The 22,011-nt window shown below is 47.3% G+C and carries 23 protein-coding genes and 1 tRNA gene; 3 read left to right on the top strand and 21 right to left on the bottom strand.

What is annotated here, in order from left to right:
* Positions 1-114: 114 nt before the first annotated feature.
* From HNQ56_RS02090 to HNQ56_RS02065, 6 genes are all read right to left on the bottom strand, one after another.
* Entirely contained in the window at positions 115-612 is a 498-nt protein-coding gene (locus HNQ56_RS02090) for a tRNA (cytidine(34)-2'-O)-methyltransferase (protein ID WP_429142274.1), read from the bottom strand.
* 120 nt (positions 613-732) lie between these two features.
* Positions 733-1,200 carry a chemotaxis protein CheX gene (locus tag HNQ56_RS02085; protein WP_429142272.1) on the bottom strand — a complete coding sequence of 156 codons (468 nt, stop codon included), beginning with the start codon at positions 1,198-1,200 and terminating at the stop codon, positions 733-735.
* 70 nt (positions 1,201-1,270) lie between these two features.
* A complete protein-coding gene (locus HNQ56_RS02080; RefSeq protein WP_429142270.1) occupies positions 1,271-2,440 on the bottom strand; it encodes an aminotransferase class I/II-fold pyridoxal phosphate-dependent enzyme in 1,170 nt (389 codons plus the stop codon).
* Positions 2,437-2,919: an Lrp/AsnC family transcriptional regulator gene (locus HNQ56_RS02075; RefSeq protein ID WP_429142268.1), complete on the bottom strand. Its 483-nt coding sequence runs from the start codon at positions 2,917-2,919 to the stop codon at positions 2,437-2,439. Before HNQ56_RS02075 ends, HNQ56_RS02080 begins: the two co-directional genes overlap by 4 nt.
* 61 nt (positions 2,920-2,980) lie before the next feature.
* Positions 2,981-3,994, bottom strand: a complete 1,014-nt coding sequence (locus HNQ56_RS02070) for an AIR synthase family protein (protein WP_429142266.1) — start codon at positions 3,992-3,994, stop codon at positions 2,981-2,983.
* A gap of 17 nt (positions 3,995-4,011) precedes the next feature.
* Positions 4,012-5,622, bottom strand: a complete 1,611-nt coding sequence (locus HNQ56_RS02065) for a VanW family protein (protein ID WP_429142264.1) — start codon at positions 5,620-5,622, stop codon at positions 4,012-4,014.
* 400 nt (positions 5,623-6,022) lie between these two features.
* Between HNQ56_RS02065 and HNQ56_RS02060 the strand changes: the two genes are divergently transcribed.
* Positions 6,023-6,583: a hypothetical protein gene (locus HNQ56_RS02060; protein ID WP_429142263.1), complete on the top strand. Its 561-nt coding sequence runs from the start codon at positions 6,023-6,025 to the stop codon at positions 6,581-6,583.
* 37 nt (positions 6,584-6,620) lie between these two features.
* Here the strand turns inward: HNQ56_RS02060 and nth are convergent, their stop codons facing one another.
* The 3 genes from nth to HNQ56_RS02045 form a co-directional block, all read right to left on the bottom strand.
* Positions 6,621-7,301, bottom strand: coding sequence for an endonuclease III (gene nth / locus HNQ56_RS02055; protein ID WP_429142261.1), 681 nt, complete (start codon positions 7,299-7,301; stop codon positions 6,621-6,623).
* A gap of 104 nt (positions 7,302-7,405) precedes the next feature.
* Entirely contained in the window at positions 7,406-9,217 is a 1,812-nt protein-coding gene (locus tag HNQ56_RS02050; RefSeq protein WP_429142259.1) for a B12-binding domain-containing radical SAM protein, read from the bottom strand.
* Positions 9,218-9,295: 78 nt separating this feature from the next.
* Positions 9,296-9,520 (bottom strand): sporulation initiation factor Spo0A C-terminal domain-containing protein, encoded by a 225-nt coding sequence (locus HNQ56_RS02045; RefSeq protein WP_429142257.1) that lies wholly within the window; start codon positions 9,518-9,520, stop codon positions 9,296-9,298.
* A 187-nt stretch (positions 9,521-9,707) separates the two neighbouring features.
* Here HNQ56_RS02045 and HNQ56_RS02040 point away from each other — a divergent pair, with 187 nt between their 5' ends.
* Both HNQ56_RS02040 and HNQ56_RS02035 read left to right on the top strand, forming a co-directional pair.
* Positions 9,708-9,965, top strand: coding sequence for a helix-turn-helix domain-containing protein (locus HNQ56_RS02040; RefSeq protein ID WP_429142255.1), 258 nt, complete (start codon positions 9,708-9,710; stop codon positions 9,963-9,965).
* Between the two features lie 140 nt (positions 9,966-10,105).
* Positions 10,106-10,996 carry a DUF2156 domain-containing protein gene (locus HNQ56_RS02035; RefSeq protein ID WP_429142253.1) on the top strand — a complete coding sequence of 297 codons (891 nt, stop codon included), beginning with the start codon at positions 10,106-10,108 and terminating at the stop codon, positions 10,994-10,996.
* On the opposite strand, the gene HNQ56_RS02030 is transcribed toward HNQ56_RS02035, so the two are convergent.
* From HNQ56_RS02030 to mazG, 12 genes are all read right to left on the bottom strand, one after another.
* A complete protein-coding gene (locus HNQ56_RS02030) occupies positions 10,993-11,484 on the bottom strand; it encodes a putative ABC transporter permease (RefSeq protein ID WP_429142251.1) in 492 nt (163 codons plus the stop codon). The genes HNQ56_RS02035 and HNQ56_RS02030 overlap by 4 nt on opposite strands.
* Before the next feature lie 299 nt (positions 11,485-11,783).
* Positions 11,784-13,616 (bottom strand): ATP-dependent zinc metalloprotease FtsH, encoded by a 1,833-nt coding sequence (gene ftsH, locus HNQ56_RS02025; protein ID WP_429142996.1) that lies wholly within the window; start codon positions 13,614-13,616, stop codon positions 11,784-11,786.
* 77 nt (positions 13,617-13,693) lie between these two features.
* Positions 13,694-14,218, bottom strand: a complete 525-nt coding sequence (hpt, locus tag HNQ56_RS02020) for a hypoxanthine phosphoribosyltransferase (RefSeq protein WP_429142249.1) — start codon at positions 14,216-14,218, stop codon at positions 13,694-13,696.
* Entirely contained in the window at positions 14,172-15,698 is a 1,527-nt protein-coding gene (tilS, locus tag HNQ56_RS02015) for a tRNA lysidine(34) synthetase TilS (protein WP_429142247.1), read from the bottom strand. The genes hpt and tilS overlap by 47 nt, the downstream gene beginning before the upstream one ends.
* A 105-nt stretch (positions 15,699-15,803) precedes the next feature.
* Complete coding sequence (spoIIE, locus tag HNQ56_RS02010) at positions 15,804-18,095, bottom strand: stage II sporulation protein E (RefSeq protein ID WP_429142245.1); 2,292 nt, start codon at positions 18,093-18,095, stop codon at positions 15,804-15,806.
* Between the two features lie 434 nt (positions 18,096-18,529).
* Positions 18,530-18,603, bottom strand: a tRNA-Met gene (locus HNQ56_RS02005).
* A 48-nt stretch (positions 18,604-18,651) separates the two neighbouring features.
* On the bottom strand, positions 18,652-18,939 hold the full coding sequence (locus HNQ56_RS02000) for an FtsB family cell division protein (RefSeq protein ID WP_429142243.1): 288 nt from the start codon (positions 18,937-18,939) through the stop codon (positions 18,652-18,654).
* Between the two features lie 167 nt (positions 18,940-19,106).
* Positions 19,107-19,787, bottom strand: coding sequence for a spore cortex biosynthesis protein YabQ (gene yabQ / locus HNQ56_RS01995; protein ID WP_429142241.1), 681 nt, complete (start codon positions 19,785-19,787; stop codon positions 19,107-19,109).
* Positions 19,788-19,796: 9 nt separating this feature from the next.
* A complete protein-coding gene (gene yabP, locus HNQ56_RS01990) occupies positions 19,797-20,084 on the bottom strand; it encodes a sporulation protein YabP (protein WP_429142239.1) in 288 nt (95 codons plus the stop codon).
* Positions 20,085-20,181: 97 nt separating this feature from the next.
* Complete coding sequence (locus HNQ56_RS01985) at positions 20,182-20,421, bottom strand: RNA-binding S4 domain-containing protein (RefSeq protein WP_429142237.1); 240 nt, start codon at positions 20,419-20,421, stop codon at positions 20,182-20,184.
* Positions 20,422-20,611: 190 nt separating this feature from the next.
* Complete coding sequence (locus tag HNQ56_RS01980) at positions 20,612-20,887, bottom strand: HU family DNA-binding protein (RefSeq protein WP_429142235.1); 276 nt, start codon at positions 20,885-20,887, stop codon at positions 20,612-20,614.
* Positions 20,888-21,006: 119 nt separating this feature from the next.
* Positions 21,007-21,708, bottom strand: a complete 702-nt coding sequence (mazG, locus tag HNQ56_RS01975; RefSeq protein ID WP_429142233.1) for a nucleoside triphosphate pyrophosphohydrolase — start codon at positions 21,706-21,708, stop codon at positions 21,007-21,009.
* Positions 21,709-22,011 lie beyond the last annotated feature (303 nt).

The raw sequence follows: 22,011 nt of genomic DNA, 5'->3' as shown, positions 1-22,011 counted from the left end.
TTTACTTGCCTTTCCTTCGTGCGTTCAGGACGCTCCGCTTCACAAGATGCACTCAGCCGGTCTGCATAAAAGGATGTCTTGCCGCCCCTTCCCGGCTCAAATGTAACCATGTTTCTATGCTTCGTCCCAGCTATGGCGGTGAAGCTGTCCTTCCATGCGCATTCCCTCGAAATTATTTTGCCGCAGGGCTTCGTACAGGATAATTGCAACCGAATTGCCCAGGTTAAGGGATCGGATATCACCTATCATGGGAATCCTTATGGTATTCTTCTTATGTTCCAGCAGCAGTTCCTCCGGTATTCCCGCGCTTTCCTTTCCAAACATGATGTAACAGTCCGGATCGTATTCCACCTGGGTGTAGGAATGCTGCGCCTTTGTGGTAGCCATAAAGATTTTAGCTCCGGGATTCCTGTCCAGGAATTCCGGAAAGTTTTTGTATACTGTAACATCAAGGTCCTTCCAATAGTCCAACCCGGCCCGCCGGATCTCCTTTTCATCCAACCGAAAGCCCAAGGGTTCGATCAGATGCAGCCTGGTGCCGGTGGCTACGCAGGTTCTTCCAATATTGCCGGTATTGGCCGGTATCTCCGGTTCTAATAACACAACATTCATTCCAGCCTCTGCTCCTCCTTCAAAACAATGTCCTTACGTAGCAGTGCATTACGGGGGTATTATGTTCTCCGCCTGGACCCCCCTCTGCACTGTTACATCCTTGCAAAGAAAAAAGGTGACCTAATCACCTTTAATCGCAATATGTATCTCAATCTTTTTATGATCCCCATATTCCAGCGGTATGCAGATATTGTGCGCATAAGTCGTACTGAAGGTCATTGTACCGTTACCGATGGTAGGCGGGGTTATATCAATCGCAATTCCCTTCGTGGAAAATATGGTTGCAGTATTGCCCATAATCATATTCCCCAGCTCACAGATTGCACTTTTAGCCAGATCATCCATCTCCATAACCGGCATCATGATCATCTTTGAAGCAATATCACAGGCAACGGGATCCTCAAATGCAATCATTGCCTGTCCTTTCATTGTACCTGTAAAGCCAATCAGAATAAGTAATGTATTGTCAAAGAAAGCCGGATTCTTTATGTATGGTCTTCCTATCGCGGCATCAACAAAACACATTTCCTTCAGTATTTTTGTAGCAGCCATTAAGAACGGATTAATATGCTCTACATTTACGGCCATTTGCGTACCTCCTAAGTATTTTACTTATTGTATCATAAATGTTATACTATTATCAACTGAACTCTTACAATTAGTTCAGCTGTCTGTGCCGTTCTACAAAGTTCTCCATCCGCTCCAGGGCTGTCTTCAAATTTTCAATGGAATATGCATAGGAAATCCTCAGATACCCCTCTCCGCAATCGCCAAAAGCCGTTCCCGGAACCACGGCAACCTTCTCCTCCTGCAAAAGACGGGTGGCAAATTCATCCGAGGTCATGCCAAGGCTTTTGATACAGGGAAACACATAAAATGCCCCATAGGGCTCGAAGCAATCCAAGCCCATCCTGCGAATGGCGTGAACTACAAATCTGCGCCTCTTATCGTAGGCATCCCGCATCATTTCCACATCGCCATCCCCGTTTTTCACTGCCTCAAGACCTGCATACTGGCTCGTGGTGGGTGCGCACATAATGGCAAATTGGTGTATCTTAATCATTTGCTCCATAACCAATGCCGGACCTGCCGCATAGCCCAGACGCCAGCCGGTCATGGCATAGGATTTGGAAAAGCCGTTGACCACAATGGTTCTCTCCTTCATTCCCGGAAAGGAGGCAATGGACACATGCCTGCTGCCATAGGTGAGCTCCGAATAAATCTCATCGGAAATCACCATCAAATCCTTTTCTATAATGAGATCTACCAGCTTTTCCAGATCTGTGTGATCCATAATAGCTCCTGTGGGATTATTGGGATAGGTCAGAATTAATACCTTCGTCCTAGGAGTAATGGCAGCCTCCAGCTCCTGTCTGGTAAGCTTAAAATCATTCTCCCCCTTCAGCTCAATCACTATCGGAACCCCTCCGGCAAGAACCGTACAGGGATGGTAAGATACATAGCAGGGCTGGGGGATCAGCACCTCATCGCCCGGATCCAGCATGGCACGAAGAGCGATATCAATGGCTTCACTGCCGCCCACCGTAACGATGACCTCCTTGTTATAATCATAGTGTAAATCAAATCTGCGGTCTAAATAATTGCAGATCTCTATCTTCAGCTCCTTCAATCCGGCGTTGGAGGTATAGAAGGTCTTTCCCTTTTCCAGAGAATAGATGCCCTCCTCCCGTATATGCCAGGGGGTATCAAAATCCGGCTCCCCCACGCCTAAGGAGATAGCGTCCTTCATCTCGCTGACAATGTCAAAGAATTTCCGAATTCCGGACGGCGGTATGTTCACAACTGTTTTGGACAGGGGATTTCTCAAGGCGTAATCAACATCCTTTCATCGTGCTTGGTTTGAACCAACGGCAGACCATGCTCTTTATATTTCTTTAGTACAAAATGCGTACCCGTGCTAAGAATCGCTTCCATAGGAGCAAGCTTCTCCGATACAAAGGTGGCCACCTCCCTCATGGTTCTGCCCTCGATAATCACGGTCAGATCAAAGCCTCCCGACATCAGATATACCGACTGCACCTCGTCAAACTGATAGATTCTCTCGGCAATCTTATCAAAGCCCAAGCCTCGCTGGGGTGTGACCTTGACCTCGATCAATGCGGTCACCCTTTCACAATGGACCTTATCCCAGTTAATCAGTGTCGGGTACCCGCAGATTACGGTCTCATCCTCCAATTCCTTTAAGGTGGTCACAATCTCTTCTTCGGTGGTGCCCAGCATAACGGCCAGATCAGCAGCGGAAATCTTACTGTTTTTATCAATTGCAGTCAAGATTTTTTCTCTCATTCAAAATCCTTCCCTTCCCCTGTGAATTTTTTATCCTTATATATAATCAAGCATTCTTTCCTCAGGAATTCTTTCCTGGAGAATGCATTCCCATCATTACCCGGTACAGCTCGTCACTTTTGGGCGGCTCCAGGAAACGTCTTTCCCCGCCGTTGATAATCATACGGTCATTTCCCTCCGTAATCCGGCCGATGACCGCCGCGTCAATTCCGCCCGCCTCCAGCCGGTCCACCAGATAATTTGCCCGGTCCGTCACCATCAGCATACATCCGCTGGAGATCAGCATATACGGGTTAATATCATAAAATTCACAGATTTCCACCGTTTCCTGCTTCAGCAGAATCTTCTTCAAATCAATTTCCATGCCTACCCTGGAAGCCGCTCCGATTTCCCACAATGCTCCGAAAATTCCGCCCTCCGTCACATCGTGCATGGAGGTTACACCGCATTCTCTGGCAATCCGGGCTTCCGGCACCACAGAGATATGATTTATCATCTTCCTGGCACCCTCCAGAAAGCTCCGGCTGTACCGGGCACGAAGCTCTTCTTCCCTGGCTGCCGCTATGATTGCCGTTCCTTCCAGACCGGCCCATTTGGTCATAACAATTTCCTGACCCGGCCTGGCTCCCGCAGTTTTGATCATCTCACTGCGCTTCATCTTCCCCACACCGGTAACGGTAATAATTGGCTGGCACACCGCTCTGGTGATCTCGGTATGCCCGCCGACAATCTCAATATCCAGCTGCTCACAAACCGCCTCCATATCCTGCATGGCAGTTCTCAGCTGCTCCTCTTTCGTTCCTTCCGGCAGGAGAACCGTAAGCATAATACCAATGATCTCGGCTCCATTGGAAGCAATATCATTGGCTGTGATATGAACTGCAAGGGTTCCGATATCCTGTACCGTTCCCGTAATGGGATCCGTCGAAAGAACAAGCACCTCATCCTCAGCAATTGCAAGAACGCTGCAATCCTCGCCAATGGCGGGACCAACCAGCACTTCCTCACGCCTATGCCCTATTTGATTTAAAACGGACCTCTTCAGGACCGCTTCCGGTACTTTCCCCACGTTCATACCTGACCTCCATAATGTCAATCATACCAGGATTCATCCCAGACATCCGCCTGGATCTGTCCTTGAGGATTCGCAAGATTGTCCGCCTCTGACTCGTCCTGGGTCTCATCCCCTGAAGCATCCGGCTCATTTGTATCCGGCTGGGTATTATCCTTTTTATCGTTGTCCTTTTTCGTATCCTTCTTATCGGCAGAGTTTTTCGTATCCTTCGGATCCGTCGTCTCTTCCGGTGTCTCTACCTTCTTTGTTCCAATGGTTACATACTTGGGAGCCGGAGCATAATTGCTCTTATTAACCAGAACTCTGCTGACCTCGATGCCATTCTCATATACAACCTTGTACAGCTCGGCTTTATAACCGGTATGGGCCGACTGGGTCACCTTGCGATAGCCCTCCGGCTGGTTCGGATCCTTCGTGATTACATCCGGCGGAGGCGCGGTCTCGGACAATATCTTCGTCTCATACTCCACGGTCCGGTTCTTATTATCCCTGGTCTCCTTTCCCCACAGCTTAAAGGTAATTCTTCTTCCCTTTGTAGTAGCTTCAATCACAATGGGCGCATCCGTGTTATTCTTAAACTTAAAATCCTTATAAGTTCCTGCAATTGCCGCATCTCTGGATAAATCCACATAGCTGATGGTCATGGAATGGGGCTGACGTTCCACCACTTCAAGCTCCGCATTCAGCACCGCATTATACAGCGTAGTGGTTACCTGACAGGCTCCTCCGCCCACACTGTCAATTACCTTCCCCTGTAGGTAAGCTCCTGCGACATAATAACCGTTTTCCTTGGTGAAGGGGGTCAGGTATTTGTATCCGGAGAACACATCTCCCGGATATAGTACGGCATTATTGATCAGCCTTGCCCCGTTGGCCAGGTTTGCGGCTCTTCCTTCTGCCGAATCCGTATATTCTGTGGTAAAGGTACCAATCACGGTGTTGCATTGCTCCACCACATCCCTGGTATAAAGCGGCATATCATCCTCAACCACTGCTTCCACAACGATATCCTGACGCTTCCAGGAGTCCAGGGCTTCTGAAATCGCATTAACCGTGGCATCAACATTCACTTTTCTTCCGACAACATGATCCCCGTAGATAAATTTACCGTTCTTTCTGGTAATCGTGGCGTTAACGGGAGCCACATTATACGAGCTTACATCCACCTCAACAATGTCTCTGATCTTTGTTTTGTCATAAATGAAGGAAATAGGATATACAATATTCCCCTGCTCAATGTCCTTCATATCCTTATACTGCTTGATCAGATTACCGCTGGTTCCCAGGGACAGCGCGGTATCGATATTGTCATTCTCCTCCATCTCATAGCCAAGGGCGCCCATGGTGGTATATACGATATTCTTACCCATCAGGATGGCGACACCCTTGTTCCGCAGCCCTTCCACGTAGTCCCGCACCGCAGCCTCAGCCTGCTCTTTTGTCATTCCGCTGACATCAACCTCATCTATAAATACGCCCTTTACAATGGTCCTATTATTCTCTTTTGCAGATGCGTGCATTACATTCCCCGCATATAAATCAGACTGGTACAGCAATTCCCTTGTGATAAACAAAAAGGAAATGGAGAGTAAAAAAATCGCGAACTTAATAATTTTCTTCCTGCCCATATTCATCCTCCTTTTCTAAATGGCTAAATCCTTCTGGAGCCTTATTTTGTTACATTTGTGACTTCTTCCTATTTTAACATAAACCGAAGATTATTCAAGTTTTTCTTTCAGGCCATATTTTTAGAATGCCGTGTTACAGCATTCCTTCGTTGACTTTTCCGGAAGAATTATGTATATTTATAACACCCTAGTTCAGTACGCTCAGGATGGTCGGCAACGTCATAGCCAACACCAATATAATGATTATGATTGTCGATATAATTTTTTTTGATTTTTTATTATAGAAATTCATTCATTTCACCTCTTTTTAAAATTTTTGTTTGAAAGGCTGTGAACCCTTATGAGTCTTCCTATCACCTCCGCACTTATCCTTATTTTTGTCGTATGGCTGCACTACGAAATGAAAAAGGAAAGCAGGCTGTCCAAGAAAACCCTGGACCTCTTCTGGCAGAAGGAGCGCGAATCCAACCTGGCACGCAAGAAGGATATCTCCGGGCTGGATTATCTTACGGTATCCCTTGATTCCCTTCCCATGGAAGATATCGAAGACGACACCGCCAATTCATACCGGGATCTTATCCGTAAGCTGTCCGGCCGCAGAATGACCAATCTCTGCGGTCTGACCAATACGGAACTCAAGTTCCGGTACGGTGCGGCGAATCTTGCCCTTCTGACCGAGTATGATAACAACTACACTTCTTTTGTAAGCATGCTCCATAAATGGGCCGTGCGGCTGGCAGACAAGGGCTTTATCTCCCGCGCCCAGACCGTGCTGGAATTCAGCATTTATTCCTGCCGGACAGATGTCACGGGATCATACCGCCTGTTAGCCAGGCTGTATCACGAGCAGAACCGCCCGGATAGAATTGATTCCATTGCCGAGATGATATCCCGAACCAAAATCAAACAAAAGGAAGATCTGATCCTGGAACTGAACACCATCAAAAACAAACCATTTTAGGATGCAAGAATTATTCTAAGATATTTTGACCATTCTATCAAGCTTTTTTTACGGTAAGACCGGAAGCTTTGCTGTAATACGGACATTCTTCCTTCAAAAAGCACTCCTCACACCTGGGATTTCTGGCCGTGCATATGGTACGGCCCAGGGTGATAATCTGAAGGTTATAGGCAATCCACTGCTCCCTGGGCAGAAGCTTCATCAGATCAAACTCTATCTTTACCGGATCTTCCTCTTTTGTAAAGCCAAGCCGCCCGGAAATACGCTTTACATGGGTGTCCACAACAATACTTGGCTCATGAAAGATATTTCCCCGGATGACATTCGCTGTCTTCCGTCCGACTCCCGCAAGGCTGGTCAGGGCATCCATATCACCGGGAACCTCTCCGTTGTATTTCTCAATCAGCTCTTTTGCACAGGCGATGATATTCTTCGCCTTATTTTTATAAAATCCGGTGGAATGGATGTCCTTCTCCAGCTCCTCCTGGTCCGCATCTGCAAAGTCCTGCAGACTCGTATATTTCTGATACAGATCCTTCGTTACAATATTGACCCGCGCATCCGTGCACTGCGCGCTCAGAATCGTGGCAATCAGAAGCTGCCAGGGATTATCGTGATTTAAAAAGACCTTATATTCTGTGGTATATTCCCGGTTCAAAGCGGATATAATGCGATCCACCCTCTCCCGCTCCTTCCTGGATATCCTTTGAATTGCCATCTGTCTTGATGCCTCCTTTTCTCTAACATACCCGCAAAACGTACATTTTATGAGCCTGCGTATTTATTTTATAAATACATATGCCGGTATATACAATCCCGCAATTATGTCCCTGAATATCCTTCCAGAACCGTAACCGCTGCCGATTTTGTAATGGGATCCCTTCTGCTGTAATCAAACAGAAGAACCTGCTCTTTTTTTATTGCATTTCCCGCCGCAGCCGATGCCGCGATATCATAAGTAAATTCCTCGATGTGAAGCTGAAGCTGCCGGGAGCCTTGCTCCCGCGAATACTCCCTCCTGTACCGGTCATAGTATTCTTTATAGTTCTTACCTGATCTCTCTCCGGCAAAGGCCGGTCTGCTTTTGCTGTCTTCCCTCAGAAACAGGTCCATCAGGAGAATTTCTTTAAACAAGCTGCTCCTGTCTCGTTTCTTCTCATCCGCTTCCTCCGTCAGAACACCGGCCGCCTTCTCCTGAAAGAAATCCCACAGCAGCTCATAACGCTTTATCCTGCTGTGAGCCTGAGCATCCATACCAGCGCTTTCATAATAATCGTAAACCGCCTCGTACATCCTCATCGCGGCAGGAAAGAAATGCTCCAGATACTCCATGGCATACTTAAACTGGCCGCTGTTATAATAAATCTCCACCATCTCGCAGATACCCTTCAGCTTCAGCAATTCTTCAAAGGACAGCTTCTTCGTACAGAGCACCTCGTAGGGGGGATCATCCCGGTATACAATACCATAGGACCTGCTTGCTTCCTCCATGGGGGAACCCTTCAGCACCTTTAAAAATCCCAGCTGAAGCTGGTCCGGCCTCAGCTCGTACACCTCTTGAAAGGAACGCTCAAAGGAGGTATAGTCCTCATGGGGCAAGCCCGCAATCAGATCCAGATGCTGATGAATATTTCCGCTCTCTCCGATTCGAAGAACATTACGCTTCAGCCGATTCAAATCCGTCTTTCGCCGGATCGCCTCCACCGTGTCCGGATTCGTGGACTGAACCCCTATCTCCAGCTGTATCTGGGCGGGACGAAGCGTTGCCAAAAATGTAATCTCATCCTCCTCCAGCAGATCCGCCGATATTTCAAAATGAAAATTAGTGATGCCATTATCCTGCTCCTTAATAAAGCGCCAGATTTCCATGGCATGGGCCTTATTACAGTTGAAGGTTCTGTCCACAAACTTCACCTGGGGAACCTGCTGATCCAGCAGGAACTTCAGCTCCTTCTTCACCAGGCCGGTATCCCGGAGCCTGACCCTCCTGTCGACAGAGGAAAGGCAATAGCTGCAGGAGAAGGGACATCCCCGGCTGCTCTCATAATAGATGATCCTGTTTTTAAAATCCGTCATATCTTCATAGGGAAAGGGAATCTCATTCAGAGACATGGGCTGCCTTGCCTCTGTGACCAGTATGTCCCTTCCTCTTCGAAAGGCAATTCCTTTGATTCGCTCCAATCCGGTATCCGTCTCTTCGGCATCCGCCCCTCTGGTACCGGCTTCCTCAGAAATACCGCCGCAGGAATAATACCGGGCCAGCTCCAGGAAGGTCTGCTCCCCTTCTCCCAGCATAATACCCTCCAGCTCACAGTTCTTCAAGAGACGGGCCTCGGCATCATAAGACACCTCAGGGCCTCCGAGCCACAGTCTGGCCTCCGGCTGTACCTTATGCAATTCCTTTGTAAGCTTGAGAATGATATCAATATTCCATATATAGCAGGAAAAGGCAATCACATCCGCATGCTCCTGATAAATCCCCTTCAATATATCCTCCCTGGGATGATTGATCGTATATTCCGCCAAAGATATCTGCCCCGTAAATCCCTGCTGCCGGGCATACGCCCGAAGGCTGTACACTGCCAGATTAGAATGGATATACTTGGCATTCACCGCCACCAACAACAATTTCATGATCAATCCCTCCTTATCCGGTTCATTATAGTAACTATCATCATAGCATAATTTACACCGAATAAAAACAGGGTATTACTATTTTTTTCTGCGGCCAACCTCTTTTGCTGCATATCGGATGAACTCCTCCGCCGTAGGCACTTCCCCTACCCGCGGAACCCTGTCCTGGTACTCCCGGGTAATGCTGTCCACCGGTGTCATTCTGTAGGCCGCATTGATTGCCTCCTGCATCTCCCGCTTTACTTCCTCAACCGTAACTCCATTTTTTCTCGCAATCTCTCGATAGATGTTCCTCATGCTCATATTCATTCCTCCGATATGTACGGTTTAGATGCCTGAATCGCAGCCTTGATTCGCCCGGCATCTTAATCCCTGGTATGGTTGTCCTTGAAAAAATGGACCTGTATTAGTCCCATTATAGCAAGAAATACCATTAAAATAAAGCACAAAAGGACTAGAATAAGTCCATACCTTTTGAAAGGATTTTTGTATGAACGAACAAAAGATAAAAACAGACTCTTCCATTTTTATTGGCAAAAACATACGTGAAATTAGAATCGCAAAGAAGATAGGTCAGACTGAACTGGTCCGCCTGCTGGATTTACAGGGCATTTCTATCACACGCGAATCTCTGGTAAAAATAGAGCGGGGAATACAGCATATCTACGCCTCTCAGCTAAGAGCAATTAAGGATGCCCTGCATACCACTTACGATGAACTATTAGAACAAAGGGGACAAAATGGATAAAACAGCATAAACCGCGGCACAATAACAAAAACACTCTATCGGTGCCATATGGACAGTTTCGACATAATATGATATAAATAAAGACATACGCTGCCGGCAGCGTAATTCTTTATTGTATTCAATAGACTCAGGAGACTTTTATGCTAACATTTGATCCCATTACTGCTGATAATATTTGTAAAGCAGCGGAGTATTTCAAGTATAAAATCAGCCGTACCAGCGACTATACCATAGGCGCCATGTATATGTGGCGAAGCTTTTATCAGACCAGTTTTACAGTTTTTGATGATATGATTTTATATAAGGTGAAGTTTTTAAACCGGACCTCCTTTACCCTTCCCGTGGGCGGCGGCTCCCTGCTAAAGGCAATGGAGGCCATTAAGGAATACTGCCGGGAACAGGATCTCCCCATGTGGTTCTGTACGCTTCCCGAGGAAGCCGTTTCCATTCTGGTGAAGGAATTCGGCGGCATACAGCCCTGTTCTTCCAACCGTGACTGGGCAGATTATCTCTACCGCGCGGAGGATCTGGCCGATATGGCCGGAAGGAAATTCAGCGGTCAGCGGAATCACATTAACAAATTCAAGAAGCTGTATCCGGATTACTCCTACCACCGGATCACGCCGCAGAACCTCCCAAAAATAATTGATTTTTTGATGGATTATGAGAAAAATCACGGAAAAGAAGCCTCCCTGGCCCAGGAAGAGCTGGCCCATGCTCTGGAGCTCATCCCCCGCCTGGAGCAGTTCGGCCTTCCGGGCGCCTACATCCAGGTTGACGGGGCGATTGTTGCCATAGCCATCGGCGAGATCATTAACGATACCCTGTACTGCCATATCGAGAAGGCCAACCGGGACTACCCCGGCTCCTATCAGATGATTGTTAAGGAATTCTCCGGCGATATGCGCAATACCTACGGCATCCAATATATTAACCGGGAGGAGGATGTGGGAGATCCCGGTCTGCGGACCTCCAAGCTGTCCTATCATCCGGTTGCACTGCTGGACAAGTATTGTGTGCTGATTCCCTAGAGGAATTTATAACGGGGCTTCTCCTCCTTCATCAGCAGATACCGGAGATAATCATCCAGCACAATGGCAGGCAGGGACAGCAGGAACCAGAGATTGGTATACAGAAGGCAGATTTGCCCGAGAAAATTATAAGGCTGCCGGGAATAATCCCATACCCCCAGCTTCAGCCACAGGTTAACCACAACTCCCACCACCAGCTCGACGGCGGTAATAATCAGTGCAGAAATGGCCATCTGGCTGACAATGGACATCTTCCAGGAATAAACCTCATTCAAAGAACCGATTAGCACAAAGCAGATTCCTCCCGCCACCAGCATGGAGACATGGGAATAACCCCGGCTTATAATTTCAATTCCTCCATAGAGAAAGCCTCCGGTCAGGAATAAAAAAGTATATTTCAAAAAGCGATTGTAAGTTAACAGCATAGCTCCCTCCATAACAGCACTGTTCATGGCAGTACTGTTTTTATAATACTGTTTTTTATCCATCCTTCCGGTTCAGTATATGCAGAATCCTGCAAAATTATCTCGATTTATCGCTCTGGGAAAAACTCGCAGTGCAGAAAACGGTAAAATTTATTTTTGGACAGTAAAAAAGGACAGTTATGGGACTGTCCTTTTTCGGAGAAGGTATTTTTGTTACTTATGGGGGGTGTAGCAAAAACTATATAATGTATTGGGGTTTACAAACATAGTATAGCATGACATTCAAAATAAGTCTGCACAAACATTACAAATTTCCAATGATTTTTTCGTCATTATGCACAAATCCGTATTCACGCTCCTTCTTACGCCTCTGTGCTTTCCGACACCTTCCTTGCATCGAATAAAGCCTCAAACTCTTCTCTGGTAATCCGCTCTTTTTCCATCAGAAGATCCGCACAGGCATCCAGTATATCCCGGTACTCTGTCAAGACGCGCTTTGCTTCCCTGTAACAGTCATCAATGATGGATTTCACCTCATCATCAATCCGGTTAGCAATATTCTCACTATAGCTTCTGGTATGCGCCAGGTCTCTTCCGATAAACACTTCATCATCATCGGAATCGTAGTTCACCATTCCGATGGCATCAGAGAAACCATAACGGGTAATCATGGCTCTCGCGGTCTTGGTGGCAACCTTAATATCCTGGGAAGCCCCGGTAGTAATATCATCAAATACCAGTTCCTCCGCAGCCCTGCCGGCCAGATCCACAATGATCTCCTGACGCATTCTGCCCCTGGTATTAAACATCTCATCTCTTTCCGGGAGAGGCATGGTAAAGCCCGCCGCTCCGTTTCCGGTGGGGATAATGGATACGGTGTAAACCGGCCCCACATCCGGCAGGATATGGAACAGAATCGCGTGACCCGCTTCGTGGAACGCGGTGATCCGCTTCTCCTTCTCGGTGATCACCTTGCTCTTCTTCTCCGTGCCAATTCCCACTTTAATAAAGGATTTCTTAATATCCTCGCCGGTGATATAGTTCCTGTTGTCTCTGGCGGCGCTGATAGCGGATTCATTCATTAGATTCTCCAGATCCGCGCCGGTGAAGCCGGCTGTGGTCTGGGCCACCTGCTTCAGATCCACATCGTCACCCAGAGGCTTTCCTTTGGCATGAACCTGAAGGATCTCTTCTCTTCCCTTCACATCCGGGCGGCCTACGGTAACCTTACGGTCAAAGCGTCCGGGACGAAGGATGGCGGGATCCAGAATATCCACACGGTTTGTTGCCGCCATGACAATGATGCCTTCATTTACCCCAAAGCCGTCCATTTCCACCAGCAGCTGGTTCAAGGTCTGCTCTCTCTCATCATGACCGCCGCCCATACCGGTTCCTCTGCGTCTGGCAACCGCATCAATCTCATCGATAAATACGATACAGGGGGAATTCTTCTTGGCGTCCTCAAATAAATCCCTTACACGGGAAGCACCCACACCGACGAACATTTCTACGAAGTCGGAGCCGGAGATGGAGAAGAAAGGAACTCCCGCCTCTCCCGCAACAGCCTTTGCCAGCAGGGTCTTACCGGTTCCGGGAGGTCCCACCAGCAATACTCCCTTGGGGATGCGGGCTCCAACCTGGATATATTTCTTAGGTGATTTCAGGAAATCAACGATTTCCTTCAGCTCATCCTTTTCCTCCTCCAAACCTGCTACATTCTTAAACGTCGTATGCTTATTCTCCTCCGTGGTCATCTTGGCGCGGCTTTTGCCAAAGTTCATCACCTTGCTGTTTCCTCCGCCTACCGATGCCTGATTGGATAAAAAGGAAAATAATACGATGATAATAATAAATACCAGGATATATGGCAATACCGATGTCAGAAACCAGCTTGGCTTGGAGATGGTATGAATCGCCGTGTCCACCCCGGCTTCTTCGGCAAGTGTCTCAATCTCCCGGATATCAAGCACATGAAAACTAACGCTCTTTCCACTCTTCAGGACAGCGGTAACATCTCCAATGTGCGCCGTTTCATTGGGATAGATCTCAATGGATTTCACCTGGCTGTTCTCTATATCCTTCACAAATTGTGTTTTGCTGTATTCATCCTGACTATTTAATTCAAGATGATTCGAGATATAAAACGTAGCAATCACAATCAGCAGAATGATAATGTACCAGCCGTATCCCTTCATCTGTTTTCTCACTAAACAACCTCCTTTATCACTATACTGGCAGAAGAGGAAGCCCCTCCTGTCATTAGAATTCTTTTTTATTCATTCTCAACCACACCTACATAGGGTAGGTTCCGATAGAACTGATCATAATCCAGACCATAGCCCAATACAAATTCATCGGGAATTACAAAGCCGACATATTTCACATCCACATCCGTAACCCTTCTGTCCGGCTTATCCAGCAGGGTGCAGATCTCCAGACTCTTGGGTGCCCTGGCCCCAAGAAGATTCTTCAGATGAGCCAGCGTATGTCCGGAATCAATAATATCCTCCACAATAAGTACGTTCCTTCCCTCAATGGATTCATCCAGATCCTTCAGAATACGGACTCTCCCTGAGCTGACCGTTTCGCTTCCGTAGCTTGATACGGACATAAAATCCATGGTAACCGGAAGCGTAAGGCGTTTTGCCAAATCACAGCTGAAGAATACGCTGCCCTTCAAAATCGAGATGAGGTGAACCGTTTCCCCTTTATAATCCCTGCTGATCTCCTCGGCAAGCTCCCGTATCCTCTTACTGATCTGTTCCTCCGTTATCATTGTCCTTATCGTATGCTCCATACTGCTTCTCCTCCATATCAAACATTTTTATCACCAGTATCCTTGTTGTTGTTTCATCCACCTTATATCTTTCACTCATCCGGTCTTCCCTGCCGGTAATCCACATGATATGGCTGCCGTCGGCAACGAGAAGTCTGCTGTCTCTGAGCCTGCGGGGAACCTTATGATCGATAAAATAATCCTTCAGCTTCTTGCTGCCGCCTGAAGCGTTAATCTGAAGGTAATCCCCTTCTCTTCTTGTTCTGATTTCAACAGCATTTTCTATTTTATCATAATCGAACCATTTCGTACAACTACTTTTCGGAATAAGCTGGTTATTTTTACTGCGGATCAGCTCCGCCTCCACTAACTTTGCACCCGGCAGGACCTCTGTTCTTCCCGGTATCTTAATCTTAACGGGTTGGAAGGATTCCTGCAAGCCGTTTTCCGCAAAATTTCCTCCGGTCTGTTTCTGGGCCGGCTTCTGTATTACGATATCACCGTATTCCTGTCTGGCTGTAAGCCCTCCGGGCAGATGCACCTGCTTTCCGCTCTCCTTCTCCAGCAAGGACAGCACCGCCTCCACATGCTTCGCCTCCAGATCCTTCCCGCCGCCTGACAATTCCTCCAGAATCAGCCGGATGATGCCCTTTTGAATTACAATATGCTCGCCGCCCAGCTCCCGGATGCCTATCCTGCAGCCGGCTTCTTCTCTCCGCAGCAGGGCCTCACAGCGCCGCCGGATATTGCCCCTTATAAAGTCCTCAATTTCCCGCAGCGTTCCCGCCGCCTCGGCAATATGATCAATGCTTCGGGAATTAATCTCCCTGGAAGCATAGGCAAGAATTCTGTGCCGGATCTTATTTCTGCTGTAATCCTCTGTCAGATTGGTGGAGTCCGTAAGATACCCGATCCCCTCCCTGCCAAGATATGCCTCGATCTCCGATCGTGTAACACCCAGCAGCGGCCTGATTAAAATAATATCACTAAAATCTCCGGGAAAAGCCCTTACCGCATCGATTCCGGTCAGGCCGCGAAGGCCGGATCCCCGAAACAAATGAAAAAGCACGGTTTCGGCATGATCGTTTTTATTATGCGCAATTGCGATCTTATTACACCCGTAAGTTTTACAAACCTGCAAAAATGTGTCATATCGGAACTTTCGTCCGGCCTCTTCCTCACTCATGCCCTCCCGGTCCGCCAGAGCCCGCACATCGCAATGAAAACTCAGAAAGGGAAGCTCTTCCTTCCCGCACAGCTCTCTGACATAGCTTTCATCCCGCTCCGCTTCGTCTCCGCGAATCCCATGGTTTATATGCACGATCACCAGCGTCAGCTCATATTCACTCCGAAGGCATTCCAGAACATGCAAAAGACAGATAGAATCGGCGCCTCCGGATACCCCAAGGACAATCCTATCCCCTCTCTTAAGCATCTTATTCTCTGTTATAAAAGATCTTACTTCTTGCAGCATCTGTTCCTGTCCCATGATACTCATCATATTCCCCGGCCTGGTATTTCTGCCGGTCCGCGCTGTTCAAATCTGCGATAATAGCATTCTACCCCTTTTGCTCTTATATTTCAATGCAATATTTTCAAATTCCTTTTATTTCATCCATATTCCCGCGGTTATTACCGTCATATCATCCATGGGCACATAATTGCTCTGGGACAGGGTCCGTTCCAGAACACGGTTTGCTATCTCCTGGGGGTTCTTGCTCTTTATCTCCAGCAGCAGCTGCTCCAGAAAGGCTTCCTTATTCTCTCCGGGAATGCAGTCCAGCACGCCGTCCGTCACCAGCACAACAATATCCCCCTCATACAATTTCTTTGTTACGGTATCATAGTCCACATTACCGAACATTCCTATGGGCAGGGTTGTGGATGCAATCGTCTCAACCCAGTCCCCCCTCTTGATAAAGGTGGCGGCAGCTCCGATTTTGATAAATTCACACATACCGGTAAAGAGATTGATGATACTCATATCAATGGTGGAAAAAGTCTGCTTGTCGGATTTCAGCACCAGACTGGAGTTAATGAGCTTAATGGCAGTTTCCGCTTTAAAGCCTGCCTCAATCATCTGTTCCAAAAGTGACATCACCGTCTCGCTTTCCTCCCCCGCCTCCTTTCCGGTTCCCATACCGTCGGACAGGGCGATCATAAACTCCCCGTTCTCCAGGCGAAGAATAGAGAAATTATCCCCGGATACATTTTCCTTCATGGCTCTGGCAACGCCCGTCAGCACTTTGAACTTGGTATCCTCCAGAAAGCAGTAACTGTCATAATCCTTGGCTATGACGGACTTGGAGGCTTCGGATGCCTTCACACGGATGCCCAGAGCCTCCGAGACATACCCGGAGGCCTCTTTCGCCGTAATGCATCTTCCTCCCCTGCATGCGGCCGTCAGATACACTTCCTTACGCCTGTCCTCCCGTTCCAGTACCGTGATCTCCTTCACCATAATATGCTCCGATTTCAGCCTGTGGGCCACCCGTTCCTCCTCCGCCCGGAACACTTGATCCGCCTCATAGATCTCCCCGGTAATCTCCTGTATCACCCCGGATACCTCCCGAAGCTGCTCCGCGATCACTTCCCTGCTCTCCGATATCCTGCTCTGCCAGATCTGGTTCAGCTTGGCAATCTCAAACCCCCGGTTGGTCTCTGTTATAAAATCCTCCACACTGATGCAGCTGTCCAGAAAATGCATGGGGATATCCTCCTTCGTGATTTTCCCCTTCCTTTCCGCAACCTCAAACATCATACTGGCAGCCTGATAAGTCTCCTGAAAGCTGCTTTCCCAGCAGGAGGTGCACTGTTCACAGTTCCGGCACAGCTTTTCGGAGATTTCCTCAAAAATATGGTTGATTTCCTTTTGCTTCAGCCTAGTCTGCTTCTCTGTAATGGTATCCAGGGTCTTGGACAGCTTCAAAAAGGATTCGGCAAAAATCTTCATCCTCAGCCTGGCTATTTTTTTTAAATTTTGAGCGGCAAGCTGTTCCTGACGCCCGGTTCCGCCCGCCGCATCAACGCGGTAAATCATGCTGCCCGGCAGCAGAAGAAATACCAGGACCGCCGACAGCAGCGCCCCCATCTCCTTCGGCCCCATCACCATTTTCTCATTCACAATCCCGGTGGCAAAGGCGATAATCATATAGACCGCACCGCAGGAAAACCGCCCCATCTCGCGAAAGACCGCCGTAAGGATGCTCATCATGGTGAACATTCCGATATCCGCAGCGGAGGCTCCCCGCAGGCTCAGTGCAAAGCCGCAAAGGGCCGCTGTTATGGTACCCTGTCCGGCGCCGTATTTGTAAGTGAAGTACAGAACCAGAAAATATGCCGCTGTATGGGCCGGTGCCAGGTACTCTATGCCCAGATCGGGAATTGCATACAATAATACGGCGATAGTCAATGCCATGCTTACCATTTGCTCATTATTCATTCGGGTTCCCTTCCGTGCTTCCAGCAGATAATCAATTCCCTGACGGAATATTCCCGCAGAGATAAAAGCAATCAGACCTTCCAATACTGCCATGATAACATAACGGCTGACCGATCCCTCTGAGGCAACCTCCATCAAGGAGAAGAGGGTCAGACAGACACAGGGAATCAGATGAAGAATGGTCTTGGAGCTGCTCCTGTCCTTGAACAGTGGCGTCTCCATAATAACTAAAGCGGTGACCAGGGTTAGGGAATACTTCAATATTCCGGCTGTCCCCAGGCTGGTCAGGATACCGAATAACGCTACGGCCAGCGCCCAGCCCCCTCCGGTCCCCGCAAGATATGCCGCGGTAAAATAACCGACTGCCAATGGATTCATAGAATAAAAGGCTGCTCTTGCAACCAGGATACCGATCAGATGAATTAGTAACTTTTTTCTTTTCATAGTCTTCTCCAACTCCCTTTCCAGTCCTCAAGATGATAATCGTGCTGTAATTATAGGCAGGAGATTTTGAAATCTTTGTCAAAAGAGCTTCATCGGTTTAAAAAACTTTTTGACAAGATTTCCACTAAATGGGTGATATTCTCGAATGCAGGCGGTTAATTCAGATTAAGACCATGATAAGATGACAGCAAGCTGCCCGGTTTTATATTCAAAATAAAGAGTCCGATTGCTGACTCTTGCGCTGCCGCGCGGTTGCCTCCAGACAACATCTACCTATGCACAGAATGTGCATTTTGCGCGGCATGTGCATCCTGCGGGGCATTTTATCGTATAGGACAAACTTTCCTATACGAAAAAAGAGAGTTGTTTTCACAACTCCCTGATAATAACTTCTTCAGCGGCACCAACTGTAAAATAGTCTGAAGTTCATTTTCTGCATTAAAAAATAGCGAAGGACGGATTTGAACCGCCGACACTGCGGGTATGAACCGCATGCTCTCGCCAACTGAGCTACTTCGCCAAGACAACGAAATTAATTATAACTGCTTTTATAGTGGTTGTCAACCATTTATTTCTCTGCTTCAAAAAGAATCTCATCCTCATAGACAAGCCCCAGCTTCTCCCTGGCCATCTCCTCGATGTACTTATCCGTCTTCGTATATGCCTTATACTCCGCAATCTCTTCCTTGCGCTCCAAAGCTTCCCTCTTCTGCGCTTCCAGCCGGTTCAGCTTCAGCTCCGCCGCTTCCCGTTCCTGTCCCAGGCCTATTCTCCGATAGGATACAATTGCGCATAGTATCAGCACAACAAATGCTATCACACCTATGCCTGTCCCCTTTTTTTTTCTTCTTCTCATTTCATCCCATCTCCTGCCGATGCCCATCTTATTGCGGGCATATTTTTCTGAGCTTCCGATCCATTTCTCTGTCTTATGCTCCGGACTTCTTAATCTGCCGCTCTTTTGCGGCCTGATCTCCTACTCTTCGCTTCTTTCTGCTTCGATCTCATAATTCCCGTGTATCATTACCTGGCTTCTCTATTTCCCGATGCACCCAGCCGTCTGTTCTCTATTGTTTTATTCCCTGCTCTTTTATTTTCTGCTTTCCTGTTCACCAATTTCTTCTTTTCTAATCTCTGTTTTTCTAATCTCTGTTTCTCTAATTTCTGTTTCTCTAATTTCTGTTTCTCTAATCTCTGTTTCTCTAATTTTTGTTTCTCTATTTTCTCTACTTTCTCGGCTTTTTCACGTTTTGCCTTCTCTTGCTTTATTTTAACCGATATCCGCCATTTTTTCAATCGTAATATTAACCTATTATATTTTTTTCTGCTTGCGGACAGCAGCATTTTAACAAGCCGAACCGTCTGTTTTACGGCGGCCTGGAAGGGCTGCAGCAGAGTTTTGAGCAGCTTTGTTATGAGTTCGACAACAAAGTCGCTGACAGCAAAATGATAAAGTATGGAGCCCAGCATCATTCCCAGGATGGAATACCCGCGAATAATTCCGTTGTTCTCCCGATAAATCATGGAAAATATGAATATACTGGCTCCAATCCAGAAAATCAGATCCTGAAGCGCAACCAAAAAAGCCCCGTGCTTTACCAGCCTTCTTAATATCCTTAGTATATCATAAATTAATAAGAGTATTCCCCCCCACAGAACAGAGATCAGAAAGAATTGCAGTTCAACGGTGATTGCCGGATTCATAGATGCCTCCTACTTGAAAAGTCTTCCAAACAGGGATTCTGAAGACTTCCCTCCATTGGTGGAATCAGAATAGGTCAGGCTGTCAATGCGGCCGTCAATATCAACCTCTCCCTTCTCCAGGGTGAGCCGGTTCACATGCAGTTCGCTTCCGCGAATCATCAGTATCCCCTGTTCCGTCTGCAGCAATACTTCTCCCGCATCAAAGGATAATACATCATTTACTCCGGTAATTGCCGCGTTTTTTCGTGCTATGATGTTCAATTTGTGCCCTTTTAGAATTTGTTGCTTGTCATCCATAGAAAAAAAAGCCTCCTCATCCTTAAGAATATCATATCTTCTTAAGTATATGAGAAGACTTTATAAATCATGACGCTGCCAACTGCTTATGTTTTTTCTACAGGTATTTATAAAGCTCCTTTGCATCGTCCTTTCTTACGGTTTCCTGCACGTCCAGCACTTCTACTTTGACAGCTTTCTCACCAAAGCCGATTTCAATCACATCACCGGTCTTAACCGTTGCCGAGGCCTTGGCAGGCTTACCGTTAACCGTAACCCTGCCTGCATCACAGGCTTCATTTGCCACGGTACGGCGCTTAATCAGCCTGGACACCTTCAAAAATTTATCAAGTCTCATACCTGATCCTCCATAGCATGCACCTCGAAGGGTACATGCATTCTTCGAATGCATAAAAAAAGCAATTGACACTTTATCCTGCCAATTGCCGGCTCATAGCTTCCTTTTTAGAATCCATTTAAAAAGGCTGTTTTAAAGACCTACACCCCAGAGAGACCCAGAATTTAAAACAGCCCTTTTGCTTTGCCTGTTATGCGTTGATAACATCCTTTAAAGCCTTGCCAGCTTTAAACTTCGGTGCCTTGGAAGCGGCAATTTCAATGGTTTCCTTTGTTAAAGGATTTCTGCCGGTTCTGGCGGGTCTTTCGGATACTTCAAAAGTGCCGAAGCCAACTAACTGAACCTTCTCGCCCTTGGTTAATTCCTCTGTAACTACATCGATGAAAGCCTTTAATGCCTTCTCAGAGTCCTTCTTGGAAAATTCCGTTTTTTCTGCGATTGCAGCAACTAATTCTGCTTTGTTCATGGATTAACTCCTCCTCTAAAGTGATAATTTCATTTATTAAATCTTACGATTATTGTGCTTCCCTCTGCAAGTCATTTTGTTCCGCAGATGAGAACTCGTATAGATTCTACCCTCGCTTCTTAAGCTTGCGCGAAGATATCTACAAATCTATTTATAAACTTATTAGTGGCATTTGTCAAGGAATTTTCTGCATCTATTTGTAAAATACGAGATAAATTAACAACTCCGAACAGTACTTCGCCAATTTCCTCTTGAAAATCACTATTATTACCGGATTCTATCCCTTTTTCCAGCTCCTTCAGCCCCTGCTGCACCCTTTTCAATGCCTGCTCCAAACCTTCTGGATTCATCCCTGCTTTGGCTGCTTTTTTCTGTATTTTCTCCGCCCGGAGCATCGCGGGAAATGCCTTGGGGACCCCCAGAAGCTCCTTCACAATATCATCCGATCCCTTCTCCTGCTTTTTGATCTCTTCCCAGTTCTTCAGTACTCCTTCCGAATCCTCCGCTACGGCGCCGCCAAAGACATGGGGATGCCTGCGTATCATCTTCTCGGCTTCTCCGGTAATCACCTGATCTATGGTGAATTCCTGCTTCTCTTCCGCGATCACACTGTGAAGGGCAACCTGCAGCAGGACATCTCCCAGTTCCTCACAAAGATTGTCATTGTCCCTGTTATTGATTGCCTCAATGGTCTCATAGCATTCCTCCAGCAGACAGTTTCGGAGACTCTCGTGAGTCTGTTCCCTGTCCCAGGGGCATCCCTCCTCACTTCTCAGCTTTCTGATGATATCCATAAATTCCTCAAAGCGATAGCCTGACATGTCCGCCACTCCTTTTATCTATTGTATTTGTCTATCGACATTATATCACGGCCGCAAGCGTCCATGATATTGGCACTGCGTGCCAGGATGTGCACTCACTGCGTTCGGCACTGGATATAATGTCTATCGACATTATATCACGGCCGCAAGCGTCCATGATATTGGCACTGCGTGCCAGGATGTGCACTCACTACGTTCGGCACTGGGTATAATGTCTATCGACATTATATCACGGCCGCAAGCGTCCATGATATTGGCACTGCGTGCCAGGATGTGCACTCACTACGTTCGGCACTGGGTATA

It is taken from the genome of Anaerotaenia torta (genome assembly GCF_050433395.1).
GTDB classification, from domain to species: domain Bacteria; phylum Bacillota; class Clostridia; order Lachnospirales; family Lachnospiraceae; genus Mobilitalea; species Mobilitalea torta.
This window is presented reverse-complemented; position numbering and strand designations above follow the sequence as displayed.

What these genes read in the sequence shown, in the direction of transcription:
- HNQ56_RS02090 (WP_429142274.1), bottom strand. Translation starts at nt 612, where the DNA reads ATGAATGTTGTGTTATTAGAACCGGAGATACCGGCCAATACCGGCAAT.
- HNQ56_RS02085 (WP_429142272.1), bottom strand. Translation starts at nt 1,200, where the DNA reads ATGGCCGTAAATGTAGAGCATATTAATCCGTTCTTAATGGCTGCTACA.
- HNQ56_RS02075 (WP_429142268.1), bottom strand. Translation starts at nt 2,919, where the DNA reads ATGAGAGAAAAAATCTTGACTGCAATTGATAAAAACAGTAAGATTTCC.
- HNQ56_RS02070 (WP_429142266.1), bottom strand. Translation starts at nt 3,994, where the DNA reads ATGAACGTGGGGAAAGTACCGGAAGCGGTCCTGAAGAGGTCCGTTTTA.
- HNQ56_RS02065 (WP_429142264.1), bottom strand. Translation starts at nt 5,622, where the DNA reads ATGGGCAGGAAGAAAATTATTAAGTTCGCGATTTTTTTACTCTCCATT.
- HNQ56_RS02060 (WP_429142263.1), top strand. Translation starts at nt 6,023, where the DNA reads ATGAAAAAGGAAAGCAGGCTGTCCAAGAAAACCCTGGACCTCTTCTGG.
- nth (WP_429142261.1), bottom strand. Translation starts at nt 7,301, where the DNA reads ATGGCAATTCAAAGGATATCCAGGAAGGAGCGGGAGAGGGTGGATCGC.
- HNQ56_RS02050 (WP_429142259.1), bottom strand. Translation starts at nt 9,217, where the DNA reads ATGAAATTGTTGTTGGTGGCGGTGAATGCCAAGTATATCCATTCTAAT.
- HNQ56_RS02045 (WP_429142257.1), bottom strand. Translation starts at nt 9,520, where the DNA reads ATGAGCATGAGGAACATCTATCGAGAGATTGCGAGAAAAAATGGAGTT.
- HNQ56_RS02040 (WP_429142255.1), top strand. Translation starts at nt 9,708, where the DNA reads ATGAACGAACAAAAGATAAAAACAGACTCTTCCATTTTTATTGGCAAA.
- HNQ56_RS02035 (WP_429142253.1), top strand. Translation starts at nt 10,106, where the DNA reads ATGCTAACATTTGATCCCATTACTGCTGATAATATTTGTAAAGCAGCG.
- HNQ56_RS02030 (WP_429142251.1), bottom strand. Translation starts at nt 11,484, where the DNA reads ATGGATAAAAAACAGTATTATAAAAACAGTACTGCCATGAACAGTGCT.
- ftsH (WP_429142996.1), bottom strand. Translation starts at nt 13,616, where the DNA reads ATGAAGGGATACGGCTGGTACATTATCATTCTGCTGATTGTGATTGCT.
- hpt (WP_429142249.1), bottom strand. Translation starts at nt 14,218, where the DNA reads ATGGAGCATACGATAAGGACAATGATAACGGAGGAACAGATCAGTAAG.
- tilS (WP_429142247.1), bottom strand. Translation starts at nt 15,698, where the DNA reads ATGATGAGTATCATGGGACAGGAACAGATGCTGCAAGAAGTAAGATCT.
- HNQ56_RS02000 (WP_429142243.1), bottom strand. Translation starts at nt 18,939, where the DNA reads ATGAGAAGAAGAAAAAAAAAGGGGACAGGCATAGGTGTGATAGCATTT.
- yabQ (WP_429142241.1), bottom strand. Translation starts at nt 19,787, where the DNA reads ATGAATCCGGCAATCACCGTTGAACTGCAATTCTTTCTGATCTCTGTT.
- yabP (WP_429142239.1), bottom strand. Translation starts at nt 20,084, where the DNA reads ATGGATGACAAGCAACAAATTCTAAAAGGGCACAAATTGAACATCATA.
- HNQ56_RS01985 (WP_429142237.1), bottom strand. Translation starts at nt 20,421, where the DNA reads ATGAGACTTGATAAATTTTTGAAGGTGTCCAGGCTGATTAAGCGCCGT.
- HNQ56_RS01980 (WP_429142235.1), bottom strand. Translation starts at nt 20,887, where the DNA reads ATGAACAAAGCAGAATTAGTTGCTGCAATCGCAGAAAAAACGGAATTT.
- mazG (WP_429142233.1), bottom strand. Translation starts at nt 21,708, where the DNA reads ATGTCAGGCTATCGCTTTGAGGAATTTATGGATATCATCAGAAAGCTG.